The organism is Flavobacteriales bacterium (assembly GCA_016713875.1).
GTDB lineage: Bacteria > Bacteroidota > Bacteroidia > Flavobacteriales_F > PHOS-HE28 > PHOS-HE28.
Genome location: JADJOI010000003.1, coordinates 2,085,964 through 2,111,912, shown reverse-complemented (window position 1 = coordinate 2,111,912; position 25,949 = coordinate 2,085,964). Strand labels below are relative to the sequence as shown.

Here is a 25,949-nt window from a genome sequence, read left to right as displayed (position 1 = left end):
CTCCCTCTGCTCAGGTCGGCTCGATGCCAGCGTCCTTTCCGACTTGCCCTTTCTTTTGCTGGTTGAGTCCTCGGTACACATTCAGCAGTCGCGTCCTTCCACCAATACATGCTGTCAGATCAATGTGTACTTGCCCATGCTTTAAACCGCCGAAACGACTCAGCTCAAACCGGTCCAAACTGGTCCGATTGGCAGGGTCTGTAAGAACAAGCAATGCCAGCGCCGTGAGCATGCCGGAGTTGATGAGGAAGCGGCCCTCTTGATCGAACCCGAACTTTCCTTCGATCACGAACGAGACAAGTTTGCCAAGCTCCTCCGGGTCATGGATGCTCGCACAGCGAACCGCATAAATGGCATCCGCGATCCGGATCACTTCTTTGGTCACCGGGTGCCCGAATCCACCTAAGACCACCAAGGTGCCCGAGGTGGCGATCCAGAACATGTCCTCTTGATGCTTGTGGAGATAGTCACAATAGCGTTTCCTATTCCCTGCCCCCGGATAGTGCCGCTTCGAGGTGGAGTCGATGGCGGTGGCAAGGTGAAGGAATGCTTCTTCCAGATCACCATTGGTGATACAACGCAGGGCAGTTAGAGTCCGCTTCTGTATGCCGCTTCGGTGTTGCATGCCTCATCACTTCCCCTCCACAACCCTCACCTCATCCTCCCCCAACCCATACAACCCATACACCACCGCATCGATCTCCGCCTCCGCGCTGGCATCACCGGCTATGCGGCGTGTGACCAATGCATCGAGCTTGGTCCTTACCTCCTCGCTCATCGGTGGTATTGGTGCAGCTTCGACGTACTGGCTGAAGAACCGGAAGTATCCGCCACGCATCACCGTGCTTACTGAAGCGTAGTAGTAGGCGAACACTTTGCTGTTCAAGACACCAAGCAGCGCCTTTTCCCCGGTTGGTATGAAGTAGCAGGTATTGCCGCAATACGAACCATCGAGAGCGAGTTGGAACTGGGGGCTGGGTGCAATATCGGGGTAGAGGATCTTCGGCACCTCCATTAGCTTGTAGTAGTCTACGTTGTCCTGTATCTCATACCACTTGTATGGGCCTGGTTTCCTTCCTGGCCACTCAGCCGTCTTGCCCTTCCATTCGGCAGGTCGAGGCTCCAATTCGGTCCTGTGCTGTATCAGGTGTTCCTGAATGGCCGGATACTCGTTGATGTCAATGCCCCTTCGTGTGAAGATCAGATAACGGTTCGCTGCTGCTTGGCCGTAGCGCTTCACATCAGATCCTACAACAAACGGCTTGATCACCTCCGCGCTCCGCGCGTCCGCCGCAATCAGCCGGTCCTTCGTGGCGGCATCGATCACAAAGGCCTTGTTGTAGCCGGTCTTGATGCCCCAGTAGACCTTGCCGTTGAGATATTGCCCCAAAGGCACACCCGCCTCGCGGATCTTGTCCAGCACGGCGCTGCTGCTCTCGTTGGCAATGCGGTACTCGTTGCGCACCAGCGTGCGCTGGGGTATGTGCAGGGCGTTGGCCTGCACGTAAGGGGCAAGGTCATCCGTGCGCAGTTCGGGCATGGCGATGGCGTGCACGCTATGGCCCACCGGTGCGGGGCCGCGACGGCAGAGTAGGATGCAGGGGTAGGTGGTGGCTTCCTCGAAAACGGGCAGGTCGCCGAAGTCCACCAGTTGCACCAGCGTATGTTCGCCCAGGTAGTTGCGCAGCTTTTCGCCGTAGCCCGCGCGCATCCACTTGTTGGCCACGATGTAGCAGAAGTAGCCGCCCGGCGCCAGTAGTTCGTGGCCCAGCTCCATGAAGTACACAAAAAGGTCGGCCGTGCTGGTGAAGGTGCGGAAGTCGCGCAGGTGGTGCTTGTAGGCGGTGATCTCCTCTTGCCGGATGTAGGGCGGGTTGCCGAGGATGACATCGAAGCCCCGGAAATCGCCGGTGCTTGAGTTGAGCACCTGCGGGAAACGGTAGCGCCAATCGAAGGCCAGCTTGTGGTTGAGGCCCGCCTTCTCGGCCTCCAGTGCTTCGGTGAGCTTGCCCATGCGCTGCTCCAGCTTCTGGCGTTCGGCTTCCGCTTTTGCCTTGGCCTTATCGGTGCTGTAGCCGCCACCGAACAAGCCGCCGGTAAGCTCTTGGTAGCGCGCGGCCAGTTTGCCAAGCTCCAACTGACGCGGGTCCTTGCTAGCAATGTTCTTGGTAAAGCCCTGTTCGATCTGCTCAATGATCTTCTGGAACCCACGCCGTTGTTCGCGGTCCGTGGCCTCCTGGTAATCGGACACGAAGCCTTGGTATTCTTCCACGGTGTAGCGGCTGCGCCCCAACACGTTCTCTATACCGGACTTCAGGCTGTAGCGTTGCAGCACGCTGTTGCCCTGCTTGATGTTGATGTCGATGTTGGGCAGGGTGCGCAGTTCACGGGTACCGCCCGCCTCGGTGTAGTAGGCGTTCTTCAGCAGTTCGATCCACAGGCGCAGGCGGCAGATCTTCACGCTGTTGGCGTTGATGTCCACCCCGAACAGGCCGTTCTCGATCAGCTTGCGCTTCTGCTCGAAGAGGGCACTTTGCACGCGTTGTTTCTCGGGCGCCAAGGGTCTGCCCTCGGGCGGCACGGTGTACTGGTAGGCGTCGCTGGTGTCGCGGTCGGTCACCACCAGTTCATCGTTCACCACCTCCACATGCCAGCCGCTCAGGCGCTTGCCTTGGGTATCGGTCAGCACCCGCAGTTCGCTCTTGATGGCGATCAGTTCATTGAGCGCGCTTACCAGGAAGTGACCGCTTCCAACGGCGGGGTCGCAGATGCGCAGGGCATCCACCACGGCCTCGCCGGCGGCAATGGCGGCGGGTTCCACTTGGTTCTCGCAATAGTTCGCCAAGGCAGCCCAGCTGCTGAAGGGCTGTTCGCGCCCTTCATTGAAACGGTCCAGCACGGTCCGCCGGATGGTCTCCCGGCACATGTACATGGTGATGTAGCCGGGCGTGTAGAAGCTGCCATCGCGGTAGCCGTTGATCTTCTCGAAGATGAGGCCGAGCACACTGGCGGTGATCAGCGGCCGGTTGTCGGCCTTGGGGCCTTCGCCCTGTTCGCTGCCGAAATCGTAGGCCTGCAGAAAGCGCAACAGGTATTCCTGTGCGGTGGGCTCCATGCCGCCCAAGCGTTCCTCCACCAACACCGTGCGCCCGTAGAGCGGCAGGGTCAGGTTGTTCTTCAGCTGGTTGATCTGCAGCGCCTGCCGCTCCAAGGTGGTGGGCTCAAAGAGCGAACTGTTCAGGTAGGGGATGTGGGCGTAGGTCTTGCGCACGTCCGGTTCGCGCTTGTCGCGCTCCACGGCCATCACATCAAAGAAGAGCGCATGGAACTGGTCGAACTCCTTCAGCGTGTCCGGTGAGAGGAAGGCATAGCGCCGGTCGCCATTGTGAAAGCGGAGCAGCTGCGCTTCCAGCAGTTTAAGGAAGAGCACGCGGTTGAGCCACGTGATGCACAGCTCCATGCCCACGTTGAAAAGCTGGTCCTCCTTGGTGTCGCCGTAGGTCTCCAGATCGGCCACGTTGCTCAGCGCACCGTCCCGGTCCAGCCGCTGCATGGTATGCTCGATGAGGGCGCCGGGGTGTCGTTCGTTCTCCGGCAGGCGGGTGATGAGCTTGCGGCCCTTGTCCTTCACCTCGCGCAAGCCGAGGATGTAGAGCAGCTCGTGGTAGAAGTTCTTGTTGAGGGCGTTGCTGTCGTTGCCCGCGCCTTCCTTCAGCAGGTGCGCCGGGTGGAAGAAGCGCCACAGCTTCAGCAGTTCGCGGGTGGCCTCCTCATCATCGCGTTTCAGGAATTTGCGGTAGCTCCACAGATCGAAGGTGGTGCCGTGGAGCGTGGCCTCGGTGTGGGTGAGCACCTCCTTCAGCCGGACATGCAGATGGGCCGTGCTGCTGCTGTCCAGGTTGCCCTTGCGCCATTGCTTGAAGGCATCGCGCACGGCGGCCTTGTCCCAGGTGGCCGCCCGGAACTCCACGGCATCGAACACGAACCAATCGCGGCTGTTGGTCACCACCACATGCTTGATGTGGTCGTTCTGCTGCTGTTCCTTCTCAAATCCGTAGTACACCACACATTCCAGAAAAGCCTTGGCGAGCAGGTTCTCCTGCGTCACCATCTCGGTGGTGTTGGTGCCGCTCTTGCATTCGATCAGCACCAGGGTATTGTCGTGCCCGTGGCTGCGGATGGTGAGGTCGGCCCCGGTATTGCCCTGGTAGGGCTTGGGCTGCACGGGGTGCTTGGTGTAGAAGGTATCCTTCAGGAAGTCCTGGAGCAATCCCTTTTCCAGTTCTTCCAGAGCACCGCTGCTGCTGGTCTTGCGCACGCGCTCCACTTCGGTGATGTAGTGGGCCAGGCGCTCCTTGAAGCGGGTGAACTCGGCCTCCGTGGGACGCAACTGCTGGAGGGTGCGGACGGCTTTGGATATGCTGGAATATTCGGCACGCATGGAAGCGGCAAAGTAGCTCAGCACATGGCCCTGGATGCCTCCTCACGTCATTCACCTTTCAACAACAGCGGTTGGGCAGGTCCGGGCCGCGGTCCATGTGCCCAATATCATTGCCGCCTGCCCCCCCAGACCAAGGACCAAGCACCCCAAACCCGGGCCTCCCACCCACGCCTCCGGCCGCCCAAGCCCACCTGGCCTCCGGCCACCGACCGGCCTCAAGACCTACGAACCTGAACCCACCGCCCGACCCCCTGGGCCTGTTCGGTCGCTCTGTTCACCGCCTCACGGCCCTGTCCTGTTCATGCCGATGGCATTCATCGGTGTCCATCCGCGTCCATCCGTGGTTCGTCCCTGCCGTCCCCCTCATTCATCTGCGTCATCTGTGGACCATTCCCGTCCATCTGTGTCCATCCGCGTCCATCTGTGGTTCGTCCCGCCCGTCCCCCGCATTCATCTGCGCCATCCGCGTCATCCGTGGACCATTCCTGTCCATCTGTGTCCATCCGCGTCCATCCGTGGTTCGTCCCTCTCGTCCCCCTCATTCATCTGCGCCATCTGCGCCATCTGTGGACCATTCCCGTCCATCTCCATCTTCCCGCGGACCATCCCCGTCCATCTGTGCACCACCCCGAAAATGACGAACCCCGGGCCATCGGCCCAGGGCTCGTCGTCGGCGAGCTTTTCTTCCCTTAGGCGGCCACCGGCACCGGTTCGCCCGTGCCCTCGGCGCTGCCCGTTCCCAGGTCCACGATCATCCGGCTGTTGTGGTAGTCCCGGTAGAACACCGGCTGCGTCATCCGGAACTGCTCCACCAGGCTGTCCAGCCGCTTCACCAGCAGCTTCGTGGTGTCCTTCAGCAGCATCCGCAGTTCGGCCGTCGCTCCCTTGCGCTGCGTGATCGCGTTGCGCGGCGCCGTGATCGCCGCCACATACGCATCGATCGCCTCCTGCAGCGCCGTCAGGGTCGCCGGCAGCACCCCGTAGTCCGCCAGGCTCCCCACCACGGCCGTCGCCTCCGTGTGGATCCCCTGGCAGTGCTGCGCCACCACGCTGTCCCGGTGGCGCACCAGCGCGCTCCGCGTCACGTTCATCTTGTCCGCCAGCACGCTGTCTCCCACCACCGTCGCATAGGCCCGCACACCGCCCGCCACCTGCAAGGTCATCGCCACCATCGCGGCCTCCGCCTCCGCTTTCGCGCGGGCGAAACCCCGGATGTCGATCACCTGCTTCTCCACGCACGCCTCCAGCGACGCGATGTTCGCATCGTACTCCGTCGTCGCGGTCGCCATCGCAGGCACACCGCTCCATACCGCCGTGTGTCGTTCCAGCGTCTTTTGCACCGCATAGAACATCGTCAACTGATTTTCCTGTTTCTTGTCCATGGTCGTTGTTGGTTTGAGTTGTTTTGGCGCTCGCCGTTGGCCGGTTCAACGATGCCCTGTCCATCCCGGGTTCCGTTTCTGAAACGCTGTTTATCAACTTCGGATCGTTAGATCCTTACTACACCCGATCACGTTGTCGGCAATAGTGGACATATAATAATGTATTATATAGTACGTGCTTATGTTGTGCAAGTCCGCGCGAAAGTCCGGCCCACCGCTCCCCGGTGCGCATCGTCCGCCTCGCTCCGCGGTCGATCGGCCCGCATCCGAAGGCACCCTTTACAGCTGCTCATGCCCTCCCCGCGCCTCGGCGCGCCCACCTTCGCCCTCCGCACCGCCCCCATCGGCGATCGTGTCAGTCACGCACGCGGTTGCACGGGTTCCATTCGGTCATGCGGCACCGCCATCGGCGGGTGCGGCAACGCCATTCGCCTTCGCGATCCCGCCATCGTCGTTCGCATCGCCGCCATCGGCCAGGGCGTTCCGGTCAACGCCCGTGGCATCCCCGCCGATCGCCGTTGCGGTCCCGTCATCGGCCTTCGCGATCCCGCCAACGCCCTTCGCATTCCCACCAACCGTCATTGCGGTCGCATCAACGCCCCTCGCATCCCCGGCGATCGCCTTCGCGAAGTGCACATCGGCCTTCGCATCGTCGCCATCTGCCTTTGTGTCATTGACTTGGCTGTTCGCCGTGGTTCGCTCCTCAGGTGGCGGCTTGGTCAAGGCTGGGAACCAGTCCGGCGAAGGGAGATCGCCGCGCATCCCATCGGGCTGCTCGCGACGACGGTACGGATGTGTTCGCCCCAAGCACCGATCATATCCTGACCCGTCATCGCGACGCTCCGCGAGGAGCGGAAGCGATCTCCCCTAGCCCTGCTTGAAGCTCGTCCGTTCGATCTCATGTCCTCATGCGCACATGCGCACACGCGCCTGCGCACGCCGGATCACAGGTTCTCCAACAACCAGGTGGTCATCTGCTCATACAGGTACAGCCGCGTGTTGCCCCCGTAGATCCCGTGGTTCTTGTCCGGGTAGGCGAACTGGTCGAAGGGCTTGTTGGCCTTGATCAGCGCCATCACCATCTCGGCGGCGTTCTGGAAGTGCACGTTGTCGTCGCCCATGCCGTGGATCAGCAGGTACTTGCCCTTCAGCTTCTCCACGTGGTTGATCGGGCTGTTGTCGTCGTAGCCGGCGGCGTTGGTCTGTGGCAGGCCCATGTACCGCTCCGTGTAGATGGTGTCGTAGTAGCGCCAATTGGTCACCGGCGCCACGGCGATGGCCGCCTTGAACACGTCGGCCCCCTTGGTGATGCACAGGCTGCTCATGTAGCCGCCGTAGCTCCAGCCCTGGATGCCGATGCGCGTGCCGTCCACGTACGGCTGCTGCGCCAGCCATTGCGCGGCCGCGATCTGGTCCTCCGTCTCGTACTTGCCCAGCTGGCCGTAGGTGATGTGGCGGAAGTCGCGGCCGCGGCGACCCGTGCCGCGCGGGTCCACGCAGGCCACCACGTAGCCCTGCTGCGCCAGCAGCTGATGCCACAGCCCGCCGCGGCCCTCCCACTGGTCGAGCACCTCGTTGCTGTTGGGGCCGCTGTACTGGGTCATGAACACGGGGTACTTCTTGTCCGCGCTGAAGCCCGGCGGCTTGATCATCCACCCGTTGAGGGTGACACCGCCGGCCGTGGTGCACTGGAAGAACTCGCGCGGCTGCAGGGCGTACGGCGCCATCCGCTCGCGCAGGGCCGCATTGTCCTTCAGGGTCTTCACCAGCTTGCCCTCGCCGTCCAGCAGGGTGATCACCGGCGGCTCGCTGGCGGTGCTGCGCGTGTTGATGAAGTAGCGGAAGCCCTCGCTCCACTCCGCGTCGTTGAAGCCGCCCGGCGGGCTCAGGGGCACCAGCCCCTTGCCGCTCAGCCCCACGGCGTACACCTCCTGCTCGCGTGGGCTCCGCTTGCTCGCGGTGAAGAGCACCCGCTTGCGCGCCGCGTCCACACCCTGCACGGCCAGCACGTCCCAGTCGCCCTGGGTCAGCGCGCGCTGCACCTTGCCGTCCATGCTGCACCACTGGATGTGGTTCCACCCGTCCTTCTCGCTCGTGAGGATGAAGCCGCTGCCGTCCTCCAGGAAGTGCAGGTCGTCCGTCACCTCCACGTAGGTGCGGCTCGTCTCGCGGTAGATCTCCTTGGTGATCACGCCGATCTGCGGCGGGGGCGGATACGCCATCCACGCCGTGAAGAGCACCTTGGTCTGCTGCAGCCGGTCCATCAGCATGTACCACAGCACATCGTCCTTGGTGGTCCACCCGAAGCGGGGGATGTAGGTCTCGCTGAAGGTCTCGCCCATACCCACTGCGCGCGTGACCCCGTTGCGCGTGTCGTACACGTACAGGGCCACCGTGCTGTTCTGCTCCCCGGCCTTGGGGTACTTGAAGCGGTATTCCCGCGGGTAGAGGCGGTTCTCGTAGTACGTGAGGTCGAACTCCGGCACGGCCGTCTCATCCGTGCGCAGGAAGAGCAGCTGCGTGCCGGCCGGGCTCCATTGGTAGCCCTGCACCAGCGCGAACTCCTCCTCGTACACCCAGTCCGTGGCGCCGTTGATCACGCGGTTCAGCGCGCCGTCGCTCGTCACGCGCGTCTCGGTCATGGTGCCCAGGTCCACCACGTACAGGTCGTTGTCGCGCACGAAGGCGGCCTTGCTGCCGTCGGGGCTGATGGTGGCCAGCCGCTGTTTGCCCTTGGCCGGGTCGCTCAACGGCCGCAGCGTGCGCGTGGCGCGGTCCAGGATGTGGTGCTCGGCGAAGAAGCTGTAGCGGTACAACGGCTCCGTGCCGGTGCGCAGCATCACCTTCTTCTCATCGGCGCTGAAGCTGTAGCCGTCCACGTCGATGGGCGCCGTGGCCCCGGCGGGCACCAGGTCCTTGCCCTCCACCAGCACGGCCACCTCCTGCCCGGTGCGGTAGGCGTACTGCACGATGGCCGGCGCGCCGTTGCGCTCCTCCAGCGCCGTGTAGTGCTCGCCGTCGCGCATGCCCTCCAGGCCGCCCACGAACTCGGTGGCGAAGGTGGGGGAGGCCCAGATCTCGCGGTTGGTGAGCGGCTTCTGCGCGATCGCGGAAAGCGCGAGGGTGATGAGCCACAGGGCGGCGGGGAGGCGGTGGTGCAGCATGGCGGTCAACAAGGGCGGGCAAGATACTTCGCCCGTTCCGCGCGTCCGTGGCACCGTCAACCGCCGGTCACCGCAGGACGCCGCGCTATTTTCGCCCCGCCGTGCACACGTTGGAGCCCTTCTGGAACTGGCGCCACCGCTACATCAGCGAGGAGGACGAGCGTTCGCCCTTCTTCGGCCGCGAGCACAGCGAGTTCGAGTTCACCCATGCGGTGTACGACCATGCCATCCATCCGCAGTGGGACGAGTTCGGCTCGTCCACCCTGTACCTCAAGGTGCTGTTCGCCGACTACGACGCGGGCTGGGCCGTGCTGGAGCTCATCGGCGAATGGAACGACCTGCTGGGCAACGACGTCATGTTCCTCAAGCGCGACATCGTGGAGCCCCTGATGGACCAGGGCATCGGGCGCTTCATCCTCATCGGCGAGAACGTGCTCAACTTCCACGCCAGCGACGAGAGCTACTACGAGGAGTGGTTCGAGGAGGTGAGCGACCGCGATGGCTGGATCGCACTGCTCAACTTCAGGGAGCATGTGCGCGATGACCTGAAGGCGGCCAACATCGACCAGTACTTCCTGCTGGGCGGTGCGCTCGATCAGGTGGACTGGCGCACCTTCGAGCCGGAGGACCTCTACGAGAAGGTGAGTGCCTTCGTACAGCGGCGCATCGGGGCGTAGGTCAGCCCACGGTGAAGGGGATGCGCAGCTCGGGCCTGTTCCCGTCGCGCACCAGCAGCACGTACTGCCCTGCGCGCAGGCCGGGCAGCGGCAGCACGGTCGCCCCGGAGGAGCGCTCCTGCAGCAGCACGCGGCCGGTGAGGTCGAGCACGGTGAGCAGGGCGCCGGCGGCCGGCGGATGGCGGAAGGTGAGCGCATCGCGCGCCGGCACCGGGTGCACCAGCAGCACCGCCGGATCCTCCGCCTCCGGCACGCTGGTGGCGCAGGCCGCCCCGGCCAGTTGCCGCACCGAACAGAAGCCCACGATGCTCATCGCCGTGTTGAACCCCGGGTCGTTCGGCCAGGCATGGCCCACCCCCTGGATGCGGATCAGGTTCACCGGCTCCCCGACACTGCCGTCGCAGAACACCAGCTGGTCCACCGTGGGCGAGATGGGGTAGGGGAGGTAGGCGTCCACGCCGCAGGTGGCGCTGCCGAAGGAGCTCAGGGGCCAGTTCCAGGTGCTGGGGTCGTGGTCGGCGTCCGGGTACTCCACCACCGGATCGGGGTCGCCGTGCACATGGAACAGCGGCACCGGCACGAAGCCGGCCCCGAAGGCGGTCATCAGGTAGGTGTTGTCGCCCCACAGGCTGCCGGCCACCGGCGCGAAGGCTGCGATGCGGTCGGCCAGGTGCAGCGCCAGCTGGTAGACCATGAAGCCGCCGTTGGAATGCCCGGTGACGTACACGCGCGTCGCGTCGATGGCGTGCGCATCGCAGAACCAGTCGATCAGCTCGCTGATGAACTGCACGTCGTCGGTGGCGTTGGGGTCGCCCACACCGCCATGGCCCGGCTGGTCGTCGGCGTACACGTTCCACTGCAGGTCGCCGCCGATGGTGGTGCTGTTGGGGTACACCACCGTGAGGTCGTAGTTGTCCGCCGCAGCGTCCAGGTCGGTGCCGGCCTTCAGGCCCGCGCCCGTGCCACCGGTCCCATGCAGGGCGATCAGCAGCGGCCGTCCCGGCGCCACCGAGGCGCCCGGCGCATGGTACACGAAGCTGCGGGTGAGGCCCTGCGAAACGAAACTGCCGTTGCCATCGAAGGCCAGCGTGGTGCAGGGCGCGAGAGCGGAGAGCAACAGCACGGCATGGAATGAACGAGAACGCATGGTGCGCATGGCCGATGGGACGGCCCGAGGTGAAGCTACTCGGTGCGGCCGATACCACCGTGCAACGTGACGAGCAGTTGGTCCAGCACCACCCGGTCGATCGGCAGGCTCATGTCCCCGGCGTGTGCCCCGGCCAGCGGCAGCCAGCGGAACACCTCCTGGTCGGCCCCCTCGCCGATGCCCGCGAACGGCTCGCTCACGACCCGCAGGGCGCCCGGCTCGGCGATGCGGAAACTGTAGTACACGCTCACCACCTGCATCGGCGTGCTGTGGAAGGCGCTTTGCTGGAAGAAGTCGGTGGTGTAGAAGTGCTCCACGTCGAAGGCCTCCACGCCCAGCTCCTCGCGCACCTCGCGCACCAGGCAGTCCTTCAGGCCTTCACCGTACTCCAACCCGCCGCCGGGGAACTTCGTGATGCGCTGCCCGCGGATCAGCTCGTCCGCCACGAGCACATGCCCGTCATGCACCAGCAGACCATAAACACGGATCGTGAAGCGCTGCATGGTTCAGTTGGGCTTGTGGCCGCGCAGCATCTCCCGTTTGCCGGGCGGGCCGGTGAGCTTCTCCACCCGGAAACCGACCCCCTCCAGGGTGCGGCGCACCTCGCCCTTGGCGCTGTAGGTCACCAGCACGCCCCCGGGGCGCAGCGCCCGGAAGAGCCGCGTGAACACCTCCGCCGTCCATAGCTCGGGTTGCTTGCGCGGCGCGAACGCATCGAAGTACACCACATCGAAGGCCGCGGTGTCGGTGAGCGCTTCCACCCCGGCCTGCCGCCAGGTGAAGCGGAAGGCCCCCAGCCCTTCGGTGAGGGCGCCGGGCGCAGCGGTCATCGCATCGAGCCACGCGTCAGTGAGGGTGGGCACACCGCATTGCGCGCAATGGTCCACCGCCTGCAGCAGCGGCCGCGGTAGCGGATGCGGCTCCAATGCCGTGTAGCGCACGCGGCATTTGCCCTCCACCACCTGCAGCCAGGTGAGCAGCATGTTGAGGCCCGTGCCCAGGCCCACCTCCAGCACGTCCACGTCCTGCCGGTCCACCGCGCGCAGCCCGTTCACGATGAACACATGCCACGATTCCTGCAGCGCACCGTGCAGGCTGTGGTACGGCTCGTCCATCGCCGGAGCGCGCAGCGTGTTGGATCCATCCGCTGTGCGCACCACCTGCAACAGGGACCGGTCGTCGAGCGGGGCGTTCACGCGGTAAATTTGGGCACATGCGCACGAACCCTACCGCACTCCTCGTCCTCGCCGCCATGCTGCCCACGCTGTCCGTGGGGCAGGACTGGGTGCGGATGTACCACGACCCCGCCGTGCCGCTGCACCAGGTGGAGCAGGCCCATGCCGACCACTTCGCCGGGCGCGCCCAGGAGCGCGGCAAGGGCCGCAACGTCTTCGCCCGCGAGGCGTGGTTCTGGTCGCAGCGGCTGTATCCAGAAGGCGTACGTCCGGATCCCGGCGCCTATGCCCGCGCCTGGCGGCAACTGAAGAGCAGGCCGGTGGCGGCCACCCCCAAGAGCGCGAGCTGGCAACCGATCGGCCCCGCCGCCTGGGATTCGTGGAGCTACAACCCCGGCAACGGACGCGTGCACACCGCCGCCGTGTCGCCGCTCGACCCCAACACCATCTACGTGGGCACACCGGCCGGCGGCCTGTGGCGCACCACCGATGGCGGCGTCAACTGGAACGCGCTGGGGCAGGACCTGCCCACCCTCGGCGTCACCGGCATCGCGCTGCATCCCACGGACGCCAACACCCTGTACATCGCCACGGGCGACGGCTACTCGCGCGACACCTATGCGATGGGCGTGTTGAAGAGCACCGATGGTGGCGCCACCTGGAACAGCACCGGGCTCGACTGGGACGTGCATCAGGTGCGCACCACACGCCGGTTGGTGATGCATCCCACCGACCCGGACGTGCTGTTCTGCGCGGCCAACAGCGGCCTCTACCGCACCACCGACGCCGGCGCCAGCTGGCAGCGCGTGGCGTTGGGCAGCTTCTTCGACGTGGCCTTCAAGCCCGGTGACCCCGGCGTGGTGCATGCCACCAGCGATCAGTACCACCGCAGCACCAATGGCGGGTCCACCTTCACCACGGTCACCAGCGGCCTGCCTGCGGCGGGGCTGGTGGTGCGCATGGCCCTGGCGGTGACCCCGGCCGACCCACAACTGGTGTACCTGCTGGCCGGGCGTGAGGACGATGGTGGGTTCCAGGGCTTGTACCGCAGCACCGATGGCGGCAGCTCCTTCACCACGCGCAGCACCACGCCCAACCTCATGGGCTATTCGGAGACGGGCAACGACAGCGGGGGGCAGGCCTGGTACGACCTGGCCCTCACCGCCGACCCCGTGAACGCGGGCACCCTGTACGCCGGTGGCATCAACGTGTGGAAGAGCGCCAACGGCGGCACCACGTGGACCAACATGAGCCACTGGACCTGGCCCAGCACCGTGGGCTACACCCACGCCGACATCCATCATTTGCAGATCGCCAACGGCCAGCTGTACTGCGGCAGTGACGGCGGCTTCTTCCGCAGCCCCAACGGCGGTGCCGATTGGTTCGACCTCAGCGCGGGACTCGCGGTGTCGCAGGTCTACCGCATCGGTGTATCCGCCCTCCAGCCCGGGCTGGTGATGGCCGGACTGCAGGACAACGGCAGCATGCAGTGGGAGATCGGGGCCTGGATCCACGTTCAGGGCGGTGACGGCATGGAAGGGCTGGTGGACAAGGACGATCCCCAGATGCGCTTCTGCAGTGCGCAGTACGGGTCGATCTACCGCACGTTCGATGGCGGCCAGAGCTTCGGCAGCGTCAGCTTCGACATCCCCGAGGAAGGCGCCTGGGTGACGCCCTACATCCAGGACCCCAGCGTGCCCGGCCGCTTGTACGCCGGCTACAACAACCTCTGGCGCAGCAACGACCTGGGCGATACGTGGACGAACATCAGCAACATCACCACCGGACGGAAGGTGCGCGCCATCGCGGTGGCCCCCACCGATCCGGACGTCATCTACTTCAGCAACGATGGCGCCCTGCGCCGGAGCAACGATGGCGGCACCACCTGGGACATCCTCACCGGCCTGCCGGCCCAGGCGCTCACCGCCATCGCCATCGACCCCACCGACGCCGATCGCGTGACGGTGACCTGCTCCGGCTTCCGCGATGGGGTGAAGGTGTTCCGCAGTGTGGACGGTGGCGACACCTGGTCCGACCACAGCGGCAACCTGCCCAACGTGCCGGTGAACACGGTGGTGCTGACGGGGTCCAACGACGGCCTGTACGTGGGCACCGACCTGGGCGTCTTCTACCGCGACGCCACCCTCGGCAACTGGCAACCCTTTGCACAGGGCCTTCCCGCCGTGGTGGTGATGGAACTGGAGCTCGATGGCAGCGGCCAGATGCTCTATGCGGCCACCTACGGCCGAGGCGTGTGGCGCACGCCGGTGTACAGCCCCAGCGGCGATCCGCCGGTCGCGGGCTTTCGCACGGAGAGCGATGTGGTCTGCGGCGGCGGTGCGGTCACCTTCCACGACCTGGCGCTGGAGGCCGCACCCGGTTGGAACTGGCAGTTCCCCGGCGGAAACCCGTCCACAAGCACCGATGCCTCGCCCGCGGTCACCTATCCCGCGAGCGGCTCCTACAGCGTGAGCCTCACGGTGAGCAACGCCTTCGGCAGCGATACGGAGACGCGCACGGTGGACGTGCAGGTGCGACCCGAGGAGATCGAGGTGGAGCTGGTGTTCGACCAGTACGCGGGCGAAAGCGCTTGGAGCATCGTGGATGACGATGGCGTGGTGGTGGCCACCGGCGGCCCGTACAACGGCCTGTTGAACACCGCCACGCTCACGGCCTTCGCCTGCCTCGACACCGGCTGCTACACCTTCATCATGCACGACGCGTACGGCGACGGCATGTGCTGCGACGCGGGCAACGGCAGCTACACGGTGACGGGCGCGTTCACGGGCTTCATCGCCGATGGCGCCAGCTTCGGCGTGGAGGAGAGCACACCCTTCTGCGTGGATGCCTCGGTGGGTCTGCCTACCCGCCCTGTCCCGGCACTGCGGTTGCGCAGCGATGGCGATGGGGTGTACACGCTGCTCGGCGCTCCGGCGGGCGAGCGATGGTGGGTGCTGGACGGGCTGGGGCGCGTGGTGCGCGACGGTCTGCTGACGCCGGTCGGTGGCGAGCTCCGCGTGGACCTGCGTGACGCCGCGGCGGGCACCTACACCCTGCGTGGTGCCAGCGGTGTGGGCGTGAAGCTCGTGCGCGGCTACTGACCGAGGATGCGGATCTCCGTGCGGCGGTTGCGCGCCTTGTTGGCAGCGCTGTCGTTCGGGGCCATCGGCTGCGTGGGGCCGTAGCCCTTCACCTCCAGCCGGTCGGCGGCGACGCCCTGGGCCGTAAGGTGGTCCACCACGGCCTGGGCCCGGGCCTGCGAGAGCTTCAGGTTGTGCTCAGCGCTGCCGTCGCTGTCGGTGTGGCCGCCCACCTCCAGGCGCAGGCCCGGATTGTCGGTCATCAGTTTCATCAGCTGCGCCAGTTCCGCGTGCGAGCCCGGCTGCAGGTCGGCCTTGTCGCGGTCGAAGAACAGGTTGCGCATCACTTCCACGCCGCCCGCCTCCAGCGGCTTCAGGCCCACCTCCAAGGCCAGTTCCACCGTGCCTACCGCGCCCACCTCGATGTGCTGGCTGTGGAAGAGATAGCCGTTGGCGCGCACGTGCAGGGCGTAGGCGCGGCCCGCCGGCACCGTGGCCATGAACTCGCCCGTCTCGCGGTCGCTCTGGAAGCGCGCCACCAGGCTGGCATCCGCCAGGTCCAGCAGGTCGATGTCGGCCTCCAGGCCCTTGAGCGCGCGCAGGTCCTTCACCCACCCCTTCACCAGCACGGTGGCCATCGTGTTCGTCGGTGCCGCATCCACGGCCGCGGCGGCGGTGGCCGTCTCCTGCGCGGCCGGATCGGGCAGGAACTCCACCTCGTAGATGTCGTCCTCACCCAGTCCGCCCGGGCGCAGAGAGCTGAAGTAGCCCGTGCTGCCGCTGGCGTTCATCACGAAGAAGAGGTCGTCGTCCGCACCGTTCACCGGCCAGCCGAGGTTCACCGGCTTCGACCACTGGCCGCCTTCCAGCGTGCTGCGGAAGATGTCGTAGCCGCCCATGCTGTTGTGACCCTTGCTGCTGAAGTAGATCGTGCGCCCGTCGGGGTGAACGAAGATGCCGTCCTCGTCGAAGCGCGTGTTGATGGTGGGACCCAGGTTCTCCGCCGGTCCCCACTCCTTCGTCGCGGCGTCCCACTTGCTTCGGTAGATGTCCTGCGCGCCGAGGCCCTCCTCCGGGCGGTCGCTCACGAAGTAGAGCCATTGCCGGTCGAAGCTGTACCACGCGCTGCTCTCGTGGTAGCGGGTGTTCACGTTCGGGCCCAGCGGTCGCGGATCGCTCCACGCCTTTCCCGTCCGCTTCGTCTCGAACAGGTCGCCCGTGCCCTTCACATCGCGGTAGATCAGCATGGTGCGGCCGTCGTTGAAGAGGCCCACGGAGGCGTCGTTGATGGCCGTGTTCACCGGCTCGGGCAGCGGCGCGGGATCGCTCCAGCCCTGATCGCCGCGCGTGCTCACGTACACGTCCTCGAAGTATTCGTTGGTGGCCTTGTTCACCTTGCCTCCGGTGCTGTTCGCCCGTCGGGAGGTATAGAAGAGCGTGCCCCCATCGGCCGTCAGCAGCACGCCGTAGTCGCTCTCCGGACTGTTGATGCGCGACCCCATGTTGGACACCCGCACGTGCGCGGGTGCCGCGGTGAGCGCCTTGCCGTTGCGGCATTCGGCCAGGTGCTTGTCGGCCTGGTTGTAGGCCGGCTCAGGGTCGGGGTTGCGCGCCGTGCGCACCTTGTGGTCCTCGTATTCCGCGATGGCCTCGTCCCATCGGCCATTGAGCTGCAAGGCATAACCGCAGAGGAAGTGCACGCGCGGCATGGCCGGATCGAGCGCCGCCGCCCGCAGGAACCACTCGACCGCCTCAGGCCGCTGCTCCCCGTTCAGGTGGCAGAGCCCGATGCGCACGTTCAGGTCGGCGTTGTCCGGGTTCACGGCGTGGGCCTGCAGGTACAAGGGCAGGGCCTGCGCATAAGCCGCACCGCCGGTCTCGGCCAGCTTGTCCGCCTGGTGCATGGCCCGCAGCGCATTGTCCAGCGCCACCTTGTCCGCGATGTGGTCACGGTCGAAGGGGATGTTGCCCTGTGCTCGCACCATGACGGTGATGAGCGTCAGCAGCAGAAGGGTGGGGGTCCGCTTGCACATGGCCGATGGTTTTCGCCGAAGCGCTGTTCATACGAAGGTCGACGGCCGAAGTTCTACCAACAAGCGTGCGGCTACTTTCGCCCCGCCGCGCCAGCTGCGGCCGTTCACCACCCATGGCCAAGCGGACCACACGCCCCTCCCGTCCTTCGCGTCCCTCCCGACCCGCCAGCATCCTCGGGCCCGCGTCGATGGAGTTCCTGGAGACCTACCTCAACAACGCCAGCCCCACGGGCTTCGAGAGCAGCGGCCAGCGCCTCTGGCTCGACTACCTCCGCCCCTATGTGGACGACCACTTCACCGATGCCTATGGCACCGCCGTGGGCGTGGTGAACCCCGACGCGAAGTTCAAGGTGGTGATCGAGGCCCATGCCGACGAGATCAGCTGGTTCGTCCACTACATCACGAAGGAGGGCTTCATCTACGTGAAGCGCAACGGCGGCAGCGACCACCTCATCGCGCCCAGCAAGCGGGTGAACATCCACACCGAGAAGGGCATCGTGAAGGCCGTGTTCGGCTGGCCCGCCATCCACGTGCGCAACGGCAAGAACGACCCCGTGCCCGCGCTGGACAACATCTTCCTGGACTGCGGCTGCAGCAGCAAGGAGGAGGTGGAGAAGCTCGGCGTGCACGTGGGCTGTGTGATCACCTACGAGGACGAGTTCATGGTGCTGAACGGGCGCCACTTCGTGGGCCGCGCGCTGGACAACCGCATCGGCGGTTTCATGATCGCCGAAGTGGCCCGCCTGCTGCACGCCGAGCGCAAGCGGCTGCCTTTCGGGCTCTACATCACCAACAGCGTCCAGGAAGAGGTGGGCCTGCGCGGTGCCGAGATGATCGTGGAGCGCATCCGCCCCCACGTGGCCATCGTGACCGACGTGACGCACGACACGCAGACGCCGCTGATGAACAAGGTGCAGAACGGCGACATCGCCTGCGGGCAAGGGCCCGTGCTGAGCTACGCGCCTGCCGTGCACAACAACCTGCTGAAGCTGATCGTGGATACCGCCACGCGCAGCAGGATCCCCTTCCAGCGCCTGGCCGCCAGCCGCGCCACGGGCACCGACACGGACGCCTTCGCATACGGCGCCGCCGGCGTGCCCAGCGCGCTCATCAGCCTGCCCCTGCGCTACATGCACACCACGGTGGAAAGCGTGCACCGCAACGACGTGGAGGCCGTGATCAAGCTGATCCACGCCAGCCTGCGCGCGTTGCGCAACGACCACGACCTGCGCTACATCCGCTGACCGCACTGCGCAGATGAAGCCCTCGCTGGACGAGAACACGCGTTCGGCGCTGCACTTCACCCTGCTGGGCGTGGGCCTGGTGGGCGGTGCCCGGCTGGCCTACTGGTGGATCGGGCGGCTGCTGCTGGACGGGCATCCGGGCGCGGCCTTCCTGCTGCCGTGGCGGGCGGGCTACTTGCTGGCCGATCCGTATTCGGTGGTCGATGCAGCGCCAGCCCTGCCCCTGCGCCTGGCCGCAGCGGTGGGCTACGCCTTGTTGTCCGGGACGCTTGCCGCGGTGATCGCATCCGCGTTCCGCATTCCGGCCTGGGTGACCATCGGTCGCGTGATCGGCGTGGCCACGCTGCTGCTGGCGCTGGTCTCAGCGCTCGCCCTGCCGCCACACACCGCCACGCCCGATCCGAGCACGGGCACCTGGCGCATGTGCACCCGCATCGCCCTGCCCGGTGGCATCGCCCTGCCCGGGACCGCCACCTGCACCACCGATGAGCGGGACACCGTGCGTGTGGTCCTCCGCTCCGATGCGGTGCGGCTGGGCCTGGGCGGATCGGAACTGGCCCGTGCGCCGGTCACCGGTGTGGTGACAATCGACAGTACGCGGGCGGCGCTGGCGGCCGAGGTGCTCAATGACCGGATGGGGGTGGGGCTCGCCCGGTAGGGAACCCGCCCTATTTTGCACGCATGCGCCTCACCCGGATCCCGGCACGCGCCACCTGGCCCCTGCGCCGGTCGGTGCTGCGGCAGGGCCTGCCGATGGAGGCTTGTGCCTTCCCCCACGACGACGACGCAGGCACCTTCCACCTGGGCGCCTGGGCCGATGATGCGCTCGTGGGCATCGCCTCGGTGCATGCCGAGGCCTGTGCACAGCTCCCCGCGACGAGGCCGTTCCGCCTGCGCGGCATGGCCGTGCACCCCGACCGGCGCGGGCTGGGGGTGGGCGCCCTGCTGGTGGCCGAAGCGCTGAACACCGTGCGAGCCGCCGGTGGCGACCTGCTCTGGTGCAACGCGCGGACCAGCGCCAGCGGCTTCTACACCCGGCTCGCGTTCACCGTGCACGGGGAGGCCTTCGAACTGCCCGGCATCGGTCCGCACCACCTGATGCACCGCGCACCATGAAGCGGCTGCCCACCGACGCCCTGGTGATCGCCGCGCTGGTGGCGCTGGCCCTCGTGGTGCGCAGCCTCTTCGTGGGCCTGGTGGGGCTGGCGCACGACGAGCCCTTCACCGTGTACTGGGCGCATCGGCCGCTGGCCGAGCTGTTCGCCCAGTTGAGGCACGAGAACAACCCGCCGCTCCATTTCCTGTTGGTGAAGGCCATCCTGCCGCTGGCGGACGGCGATGTGGCCTGGTTGCGCATGCCCAGTGTCCTGGCCTCTGGCCTCACCGCCTGGCCGCTCTACCTCATCGGTCGTGCCCTCGGCGGACGGCTCACGGGTTTCGCCGCCGTGCTCCTCTTCATCTGCAGCAGCTATCAGCAAGGCTTCGCCCACGAGGTGCGGGCCTACCCGCTCTTCCAGTTGCTGGCCGTGACAGGCGTATGGCAGCTGGTGCGCGTGGCCCGGGCCGCTCCCGAACATCCACGCGCCGCCCTGCCCGTGCTGGCCCTGCTCAATGTGGCCATGGTGTACACCCATTTCTTCGGCTGGTTGATGCTGGGCGTGCAGGCCGTGCTGGTCCTGTTCGTTCCCGACCTGCGGTCGGCACGGCGCACCATGGTCCTGGCCGCAGGCGCGGCCGTGCTGGCCTATATCCCCTATGCGGCGGTGCTGTTCGATCGCTTCAGCCGGTCGGTGGGGCAGGGCACCTGGCTCACCGTGCCACCGCCCGAGGAGCTGTACAACATGCTGTGGCGGTGGAGCAACGCGCCGGTGCTGGTGCTGCTCTTCCTGGCGGCGATCGCGGCGGCGGCCGCGCGGCGCGAAGGGCGCGGGGCGCTGTGGATCGTGGGACTGCTTTGGGCGATGCTTCCGCTGCTGGGCCTCTTCGTGCTGAGCCAGCGCGTGCCGGTGTTCCTGGACCGCTATCTGCTGTTCGCGGCGCCGGGCTGGTGCCTGCTGGTGGCCCACGCCCTGCTGAACGCCTTGCCCTGGCGCCAGGTGGGCTGGGCGCTGGCGGCCGTCGGCGTCAGCGGCATGGCCCTCAGTTTCGAGCCTGGCCGTGGTCCCGAAGGCCGGCCCGAACGCGTGGTGGCCGTGGCGCAGGCCATGGGCAAGGGCCGCGCCCCCGTGCTGCTGATCCCCGGCTGGTACGCGCACACCTATGCCTGGCAGGTGGACCCCACGCTGTTCGCTCACACCGGCCCGTGGACCGATGCCCTGGCCGCCCGCGGCATCCACCCGGTGGACGATCCCATGCACCCGCCCGCTGTGGTCTTCACGGCGGACACCTTGGTGCTGGTGGACGCCGGCACCCGGCTGGTGGACCCGGATCGGTCGGTGGAGCGTGCGCTGAACGAGCGATTGGGCGAGCCTGATGCCGTGGAAGCCGACCGGGGTGTCCACGTGCTGCGTTACCGGCGCTGACCACCGTTCATCCGACCGGCCAACGGTCCATCCCTGCGGACAACGTTCCATGGATCGCGGAGCGGACGAGGGGCATGGGCGGAGACCTTTGCTCCCCACCAAAACCCCCGATGATGCGCAACCTCCTTCCTGCCGGCCTGCTGATGGGCGTGGTGCTGGCCGCCTGTGGCGACGCCCAGCCACCAGCCGCTTCCAGCGCCGCGGTGCAACCGCCGCCTGTGATCGACACGAAGCTCTTCTTCAAGAACCCCGAGAAGGCCGGATTCCAGATCAGCCCCGACGGAAGCCACTTCAGCTACCGCGCCCCCTGGAAGAACCGCATGAACCTCTTCGTGCAGCGCATCGGCGACAGTGTGGCCACGCAGGTGACCCACGACACGGTGCGCGATATCGGCGGCTACTTCTGGAAGGGCGACCGCTTGGTGTACAGCCGCGACGTGAACGGTGATGAGAACTTCATCGTGTTCAGCGCCAGCATCGACGGCACCGACGTCAAGGCTCTGACCCCCGAGAAGGGCGTGCGGGCCGGCACCCTCGACCGGCTGCACAACGTGCCCGGCATGGAGACCAAGGTGATGCTGCAGATGAACCAGCGCAACCCGCAGGTCTTCGATCCCTACCAGTGCGACATCGCCACCGGGGAGCTCAAGCCCCTGTACGACAACAGCAAGGAGAACTTCGAGGGCTGGATCACCGACCACAACGGCGTGATCCGCATGGCCACCAAGACCGACGGCACCGATCAGGTGGTGTACTACCGGGCCACGGACAAGGAGCCCTTCACCGAGCACATGCGCACAGGCTTCAAGGACAGCTGGAACCCGCTCTTCTTCACCTTCGACAATGCCAACCTGTACGTGAGCCACAACCTCAACGGTCGCGACAAGACCGCCGTGGTGGAGTGGGACCTGGCCAACAAGAAGGAGACGCGCCTCATCCACGAGGAGAAGGACTTCGACGTGTCCAGCCTGAACTACAGCGACAAGCGCAAGGTGCTGACCATGGTGACCTGGACCGGGTGGAAGGAGGAGCGCCGCATCCTCGATCCGCAGACCCAGGCGCTGTACGACAAGCTGGCCCCCAAGTTCGAGGGCTACGACCACTGGATCTATGGCGAGAACGACGACGAGACCAAGTTCATGGTGTGGGCCGGCAGCGATCGCCAGCCGGGCCGCTACTACTTCTATGACGCCGCGGCGGACAAGCTGGAGCTGATGGCCGAGCAGCGCCCCTGGATCGATGAGGACCAGATGGCCGAGATGAAGCCCATCAGCTACACCACCCGCGACGGCCTCACCGTGCACGGATACCTCACCCTGCCGGTGGGGCGCGAGGCGAAGGGCCTGCCTGTGGTGATCAACCCGCACGGCGGCCCCTGGGCCCGCGATGACTGGGGCTTCAACCCCGAGGTGCAGATGCTGGCCAACCGCGGCTACGCCGTGCTGCAGATGAACTTCCGCGGAAGCACCGGCTATGGCCGCGCCTTCTGGGAGAAGAGCTTCAAGCAGTGGGGCAAGACCATGCAGAACGACATCACCGACGGGGTGGAATGGCTCAAGGACCAGGGCATCGCCGACAGCACCCGCATCGCCATCTACGGCGGCAGCTACGGTGGTTACGCCACCCTGGCCGGCATCACCTACACCCCCGACCTGTACGCCTGCGCGGTGGACTATGTGGGGGTGAGCAACATGTTCACCTTCATGAACACGGTGCCGCCCTACTGGGAGCCGTTCAAGAAGATGATGTACGAGATGGTCGGCGATCCCAAGGCGGACAGCCTGCTGTTGCGGGACGCCAGCCCGGTGTTCTTCGTGGACCGCATCAAGTGCCCGCTCTTCATCGCCCAGGGTGCCACGGACCCGCGCGTGAACAAGGCCGAGAGCGACCAGGTGGTGGAGGCCTTGAAGGCCCGCGGGGTGGAGGTGCAGTACATGGTGAAGGACAACGAGGGCCACGGCTTCCGCAACGAGGAGAACCGCTTCGAGTTCTACGGCGCCATGGAGAAGTTCCTCGAGCAGCACATCGGGACCAAGCCCACGCCCGTGAAGGGGTAGGGCGACCGATCGGAACGCGCCGCCCCGGCCGCGCCAGTTCGCTGGTGGCCGGGGCGGTTTTTTTTCGCGCCTCGGGCGTCGCGTTACCCCTAAGTTGCGTCATGCCTCACGGAGGCATGCGGCAGCCCTCCCGGAATGCCCCGAACCTTATGCCGCTCAGGATGTTCCACGCAATAACGTTCGCTTAACTTGGTCGTCCCTGACCCCACCCCATGGCCCTGAAGCCGTCCCGTCCGCTCGTCGTCGCCCTGCTCTGCGCCCTCCCGTTCCTCGGCAAGGCCCAAGTGGTGCTGAACGAGGTGAGCGCCAGCAACCTATCCAACTTCGCCGACAACAACGGCGAGTTCGAGGATTGGGTGGAGCTGTACAACACCACCGCCGCTGCTGTGGACATCAGCGGCTGGCACCTCAGTGACAACCCGAACAACCCCACCAAGTGGGCCTTCCCGGTGGGCACGCAAGTGCCGGCGAACGGCCGGCTGATGGTGTTCTGTTCGAGCCGGGACATGTTCACGCTGCCGTTGATCTTCCACACCAACTTCAAGCTCAGCCAGGGCACCAACGAGACGATCCTATTGGCCGATCCGGGCGGCAACGTCATGGATGACTTCCAGCTCTCGACCCGATCCAAGGAGAACCACAGCCGCGGTCGCACCACCGATGGCGCCGCCACCTGGTCGCTCTTCCAGACCCCCACACCCAACGCTGCCAATGCCGGGGCCTCCGCCGACTACGAGTCCAAGCCTCAGTTCAGCCTGCCCGCCGGTGTGTATGGTGGTGCGCAGAGCGTTGCCCTGAGCTCACCGTCCGGGGCCACCATCCGCTACACACTGGATGGCACCACGCCCACGGCCACCAGTACTGCGTATGCGGCCCCGCTGAACATCGCCACCACCACCGTGGTGCGCGCCGCCTGCTTCAGCGCTACCCCGGGCGTGCCCCCAAGCTTCATTGAGACCAACACCTATTTCATCGGCGTCACCCACACGGTGGCCATCCTGAGCGTGGCGGGGGATGAGGTGGATGATCTGTTGCTGGGCAACGGTGGCCTCGAGCCCGTCTCCTCTCTGGAGTACTTCGGCCCGAACGGCGTGCTGCGCGATGAGGCCGTGGGCACCTGCGACGAGCACGGTCAGGATAGTTGGGCTTACGATCAGCGTGGCTTCGACTGGGTGACGCGCGACCAGTACGGTTACAACGACGCCATCCACTATCCGATCTTCCGCACCAAGGACCGCGATTCGTTCCAGCGCCTGATCGTCAAGGCGGCCGCAGGCGACAACTACGAGTTCGGCCCAGGCCAGCCGACACACATCCGCGATGCCTACGTGCAGGCCCTCAGCCAGGTGGGCAACCTGCGCGTGGACGAACGCAGCTATGAACCCTGCGTGGTGTACATCAACGGCCAGTACTGGGGGGTGTATGACCTGCGGGAGAAGGTCGACGACTCGGACTTCACCCGCTATTACTACGACCAAGGCGAGTACGACATCCAGTTCATCAAGACCTGGGGCGGCACGTGGAGCGAATACGGCGGCGCCCAGGCTCAGACCGACTGGGACGCCATGCGGAACTTCATCGCCACCAACAACATGGGCGACCCCACGGCATTCGCCTACGTGGACAGCCTTTTCAACTGGAAGAGCCTGGTGGATTACTTCACCCTGAACAGCTACACCGTCTGCGCCGACTGGCTGAACTGGAACACGGGCTGGTGGCGCGGACTGGACCCCAACGGCGACCACAAGAAGTGGGGTTACATCCTGTGGGACATGGACGCCACCTTCGGCCACTACACCAACTTCACCGGCATCCCGGACCAGAGCCCGAACGCCGACCCGTGCACGGTGGAGGACCTGCCCGATCCCGGTGGACAGGGCCACACGGAGATCATCGAAAAGCTGATCCAGGAGAACCCCATGGTGCACGACTATTACGTGAACCGCTACATCGACCTGGGCAACACGCTCTTCAGCTGCGACTTCATGCTCCCTTTCCTCGACAGTTTGGTGGGCGCCATCACCCCGGAGATGCCCGGGCAGATCGCCCGCTGGGGCGGAAGCATGGCCGACTGGCAGAACAATGTGCAGGTGCTTCGGGATTTCATCGAGACCCGCTGCGTCACCATTCAGGACGGCCTCATCGACTGCTATGACCTGAGCGGACCGTACGACGTGCAGTTCGATGTGGACCCGCCCCTGAGCGGCGGCATCCAAGTGAACTCGCAGGTGCTGCCCACCTATCCCTTCACAGGAACCTACTACGGCGGCATCACCACCACGCTGGCGCCGATCCCGGAACCCGGATGGGCCTTCAGCCATTGGACCATCCAGAACGACACCATCTGGCCCAGCCTTACCGACAGCCTGGTGACCCTCACCACCGACACCACGGACCGCATCGTGGCGCACTTCATCCCGCCCATCGCCTACAGCGTGATGCTGGACGTGGAGCCGCGCAACAGCGCCCGCATCGAGTTCGACGGTGTGGTCTACGATGCGTTCCCCACCGTGGTGCAGGTGCCCGAGGGCGTGGCCAAGCCCATCAAGGTGCTGCCCGCGCTCTACTACGACTTCCTCAACTGGAGCATCAAGAACAACTACCCGAGCCCGGCGGACACCACCCTGCCGGAACTGAGCATCACCTTCTTCAGCCCCGATACGGTGGTGGCCCACCTACAGCCGCAGGACTACGCGTACTGGATCCCCAACTCGTTCACGCCCAACAACGACGGCATCAACGACGTGTGGCAGCCATGGGGCAACGTGATCGACCTGGAGTCCTTCGACCTCAAGATCTTCGACCGTTGGGGCCAGCTCATGTTCCAGAGCAATGACCCCAACATGCCCTGGGATGGCACCGGTGGCGGTGGCCAGATCGGCGTCGGGGTCTATGCCTACCGGGCTTTCGTGATCGAAGGCATCACCAAGGAACGCCACGAGCTGTTCGGCCACGTGACCGTGGTGCGCTGACCGCTTCCACTGCTTGCTGCGAGGCCCTCCCACCGGAGGGCCTCGCCCTTTATGT

17 protein-coding genes are annotated in these 25,949 nt (G+C 65.8%); 8 read left to right on the top strand and 9 right to left on the bottom strand.

Features of this window, described 5'->3' with window-relative positions; genetic code table 11:
* Window positions 1-10: 10 nt before the first annotated feature.
* The 5 genes from IPJ87_10570 to IPJ87_10550 all read right to left on the bottom strand — a co-directional run bounded on the left by IPJ87_10570 (window position 11) and on the right by IPJ87_10550 (window position 8,987).
* Window positions 11-625: a hypothetical protein gene (locus IPJ87_10570; protein ID MBK7942297.1), complete on the bottom strand. Its 615-nt coding sequence runs from the start codon at window positions 623-625 to the stop codon at window positions 11-13.
* Between the two features lie 6 nt (window positions 626-631).
* Window positions 632-4,441, bottom strand: coding sequence for an Eco57I restriction-modification methylase domain-containing protein (locus IPJ87_10565; GenBank protein ID MBK7942296.1), 3,810 nt, complete (start codon window positions 4,439-4,441; stop codon window positions 632-634).
* A 689-nt stretch (window positions 4,442-5,130) separates the two neighbouring features.
* Window positions 5,131-5,823, bottom strand: a complete 693-nt coding sequence (locus IPJ87_10560) for a hypothetical protein (protein MBK7942295.1) — start codon at window positions 5,821-5,823, stop codon at window positions 5,131-5,133.
* A 390-nt stretch (window positions 5,824-6,213) separates the two neighbouring features.
* Complete coding sequence (locus IPJ87_10555) at window positions 6,214-6,585, bottom strand: hypothetical protein (protein ID MBK7942294.1); 372 nt, start codon at window positions 6,583-6,585, stop codon at window positions 6,214-6,216.
* Window positions 6,586-6,767: 182 nt separating this feature from the next.
* A complete protein-coding gene (locus IPJ87_10550; GenBank protein MBK7942293.1) occupies window positions 6,768-8,987 on the bottom strand; it encodes a S9 family peptidase in 2,220 nt (739 codons plus the stop codon).
* Window positions 8,988-9,088: 101 nt separating this feature from the next.
* Between IPJ87_10550 and IPJ87_10545 the strand changes: the two genes are divergently transcribed.
* Window positions 9,089-9,664: a hypothetical protein gene (locus tag IPJ87_10545; protein MBK7942292.1), complete on the top strand. Its 576-nt coding sequence runs from the start codon at window positions 9,089-9,091 to the stop codon at window positions 9,662-9,664.
* Window position 9,665: 1 nt separating this feature from the next.
* Here the strand turns inward: IPJ87_10545 and IPJ87_10540 are convergent, their stop codons facing one another.
* Genes IPJ87_10540 through mnmD form a run of 3 tightly spaced genes read right to left on the bottom strand, consistent with a single transcriptional unit; the run spans window position 9,666 to window position 12,007 of the window.
* Entirely contained in the window at window positions 9,666-10,811 is a 1,146-nt protein-coding gene (locus IPJ87_10540) for a hypothetical protein (GenBank protein ID MBK7942291.1), read from the bottom strand.
* A gap of 35 nt (window positions 10,812-10,846) precedes the next feature.
* A complete protein-coding gene (locus IPJ87_10535) occupies window positions 10,847-11,314 on the bottom strand; it encodes an NUDIX domain-containing protein (GenBank protein ID MBK7942290.1) in 468 nt (155 codons plus the stop codon).
* Window positions 11,315-11,317: 3 nt separating this feature from the next.
* Entirely contained in the window at window positions 11,318-12,007 is a 690-nt protein-coding gene (mnmD, locus tag IPJ87_10530; GenBank protein MBK7942289.1) for a tRNA (5-methylaminomethyl-2-thiouridine)(34)-methyltransferase MnmD, read from the bottom strand.
* 17 nt (window positions 12,008-12,024) lie between these two features.
* On the opposite strand from mnmD, the gene IPJ87_10525 reads away from it, so the two are divergent.
* Entirely contained in the window at window positions 12,025-15,087 is a 3,063-nt protein-coding gene (locus tag IPJ87_10525; GenBank protein ID MBK7942288.1) for a PKD domain-containing protein, read from the top strand.
* On the opposite strand, the gene IPJ87_10520 is transcribed toward IPJ87_10525, so the two are convergent.
* Window positions 15,081-17,099, bottom strand: coding sequence for an OmpA family protein (locus IPJ87_10520; protein MBK7942287.1), 2,019 nt, complete (start codon window positions 17,097-17,099; stop codon window positions 15,081-15,083). The two genes, IPJ87_10525 and IPJ87_10520, sit on opposite strands and share 7 nt — an antisense overlap.
* 113 nt (window positions 17,100-17,212) lie before the next feature.
* Between IPJ87_10520 and IPJ87_10515 the strand changes: the two genes are divergently transcribed.
* The 6 genes from IPJ87_10515 to IPJ87_10490 all read left to right on the top strand — a co-directional run bounded on the left by IPJ87_10515 (window position 17,213) and on the right by IPJ87_10490 (window position 25,894).
* Entirely contained in the window at window positions 17,213-18,343 is a 1,131-nt protein-coding gene (locus IPJ87_10515; GenBank protein MBK7942286.1) for a M42 family metallopeptidase, read from the top strand.
* Window positions 18,344-18,356: 13 nt separating this feature from the next.
* Window positions 18,357-19,001, top strand: coding sequence for a hypothetical protein (locus IPJ87_10510; protein MBK7942285.1), 645 nt, complete (start codon window positions 18,357-18,359; stop codon window positions 18,999-19,001).
* 23 nt (window positions 19,002-19,024) lie between these two features.
* The gene (locus IPJ87_10505; GenBank protein MBK7942284.1) at window positions 19,025-19,459 is read left to right on the top strand and encodes a GNAT family N-acetyltransferase; all 435 of its coding nucleotides are present in this window, start codon (window positions 19,025-19,027) and stop codon (window positions 19,457-19,459) included.
* A complete protein-coding gene (locus IPJ87_10500; GenBank protein ID MBK7942283.1) occupies window positions 19,456-20,865 on the top strand; it encodes a glycosyltransferase family 39 protein in 1,410 nt (469 codons plus the stop codon). Before IPJ87_10505 ends, IPJ87_10500 begins: the two co-directional genes overlap by 4 nt.
* A 113-nt stretch (window positions 20,866-20,978) precedes the next feature.
* Window positions 20,979-22,922: a S9 family peptidase gene (locus IPJ87_10495; GenBank protein ID MBK7942282.1), complete on the top strand. Its 1,944-nt coding sequence runs from the start codon at window positions 20,979-20,981 to the stop codon at window positions 22,920-22,922.
* A gap of 212 nt (window positions 22,923-23,134) precedes the next feature.
* Window positions 23,135-25,894, top strand: coding sequence for a CotH kinase family protein (locus IPJ87_10490; protein MBK7942281.1), 2,760 nt, complete (start codon window positions 23,135-23,137; stop codon window positions 25,892-25,894).
* The last annotated feature ends 55 nt before the right edge of the window (window positions 25,895-25,949 follow it).

Bases quoted from the DNA above. Each gene is read 5' to 3' on its own strand.
- IPJ87_10525 (MBK7942288.1), top strand. From the start codon at position 12,025: ATGCGCACGAACCCTACCGCACTCCTCGTCCTCGCCGCCATGCTGCCC.
- IPJ87_10495 (MBK7942282.1), top strand. From the start codon at position 20,979: ATGCGCAACCTCCTTCCTGCCGGCCTGCTGATGGGCGTGGTGCTGGCC.
- IPJ87_10550 (MBK7942293.1), bottom strand. From the start codon at position 8,987: ATGCTGCACCACCGCCTCCCCGCCGCCCTGTGGCTCATCACCCTCGCG.
- IPJ87_10565 (MBK7942296.1), bottom strand. From the start codon at position 4,441: ATGCGTGCCGAATATTCCAGCATATCCAAAGCCGTCCGCACCCTCCAG.
- IPJ87_10505 (MBK7942284.1), top strand. From the start codon at position 19,025: ATGCGCCTCACCCGGATCCCGGCACGCGCCACCTGGCCCCTGCGCCGG.
- IPJ87_10510 (MBK7942285.1), top strand. From the start codon at position 18,357: ATGAAGCCCTCGCTGGACGAGAACACGCGTTCGGCGCTGCACTTCACC.
- IPJ87_10570 (MBK7942297.1), bottom strand. From the start codon at position 625: ATGCAACACCGAAGCGGCATACAGAAGCGGACTCTAACTGCCCTGCGT.
- IPJ87_10535 (MBK7942290.1), bottom strand. From the start codon at position 11,314: ATGCAGCGCTTCACGATCCGTGTTTATGGTCTGCTGGTGCATGACGGG.
- IPJ87_10555 (MBK7942294.1), bottom strand. From the start codon at position 6,585: ATGCGCGGCGATCTCCCTTCGCCGGACTGGTTCCCAGCCTTGACCAAG.
- IPJ87_10515 (MBK7942286.1), top strand. From the start codon at position 17,213: ATGGCCAAGCGGACCACACGCCCCTCCCGTCCTTCGCGTCCCTCCCGA.
- IPJ87_10540 (MBK7942291.1), bottom strand. From the start codon at position 10,811: ATGCGTTCTCGTTCATTCCATGCCGTGCTGTTGCTCTCCGCTCTCGCG.
- IPJ87_10560 (MBK7942295.1), bottom strand. From the start codon at position 5,823: ATGGACAAGAAACAGGAAAATCAGTTGACGATGTTCTATGCGGTGCAA.
- IPJ87_10490 (MBK7942281.1), top strand. From the start codon at position 23,135: ATGGCCCTGAAGCCGTCCCGTCCGCTCGTCGTCGCCCTGCTCTGCGCC.
- IPJ87_10500 (MBK7942283.1), top strand. From the start codon at position 19,456: ATGAAGCGGCTGCCCACCGACGCCCTGGTGATCGCCGCGCTGGTGGCG.
- IPJ87_10520 (MBK7942287.1), bottom strand. From the start codon at position 17,099: ATGTGCAAGCGGACCCCCACCCTTCTGCTGCTGACGCTCATCACCGTC.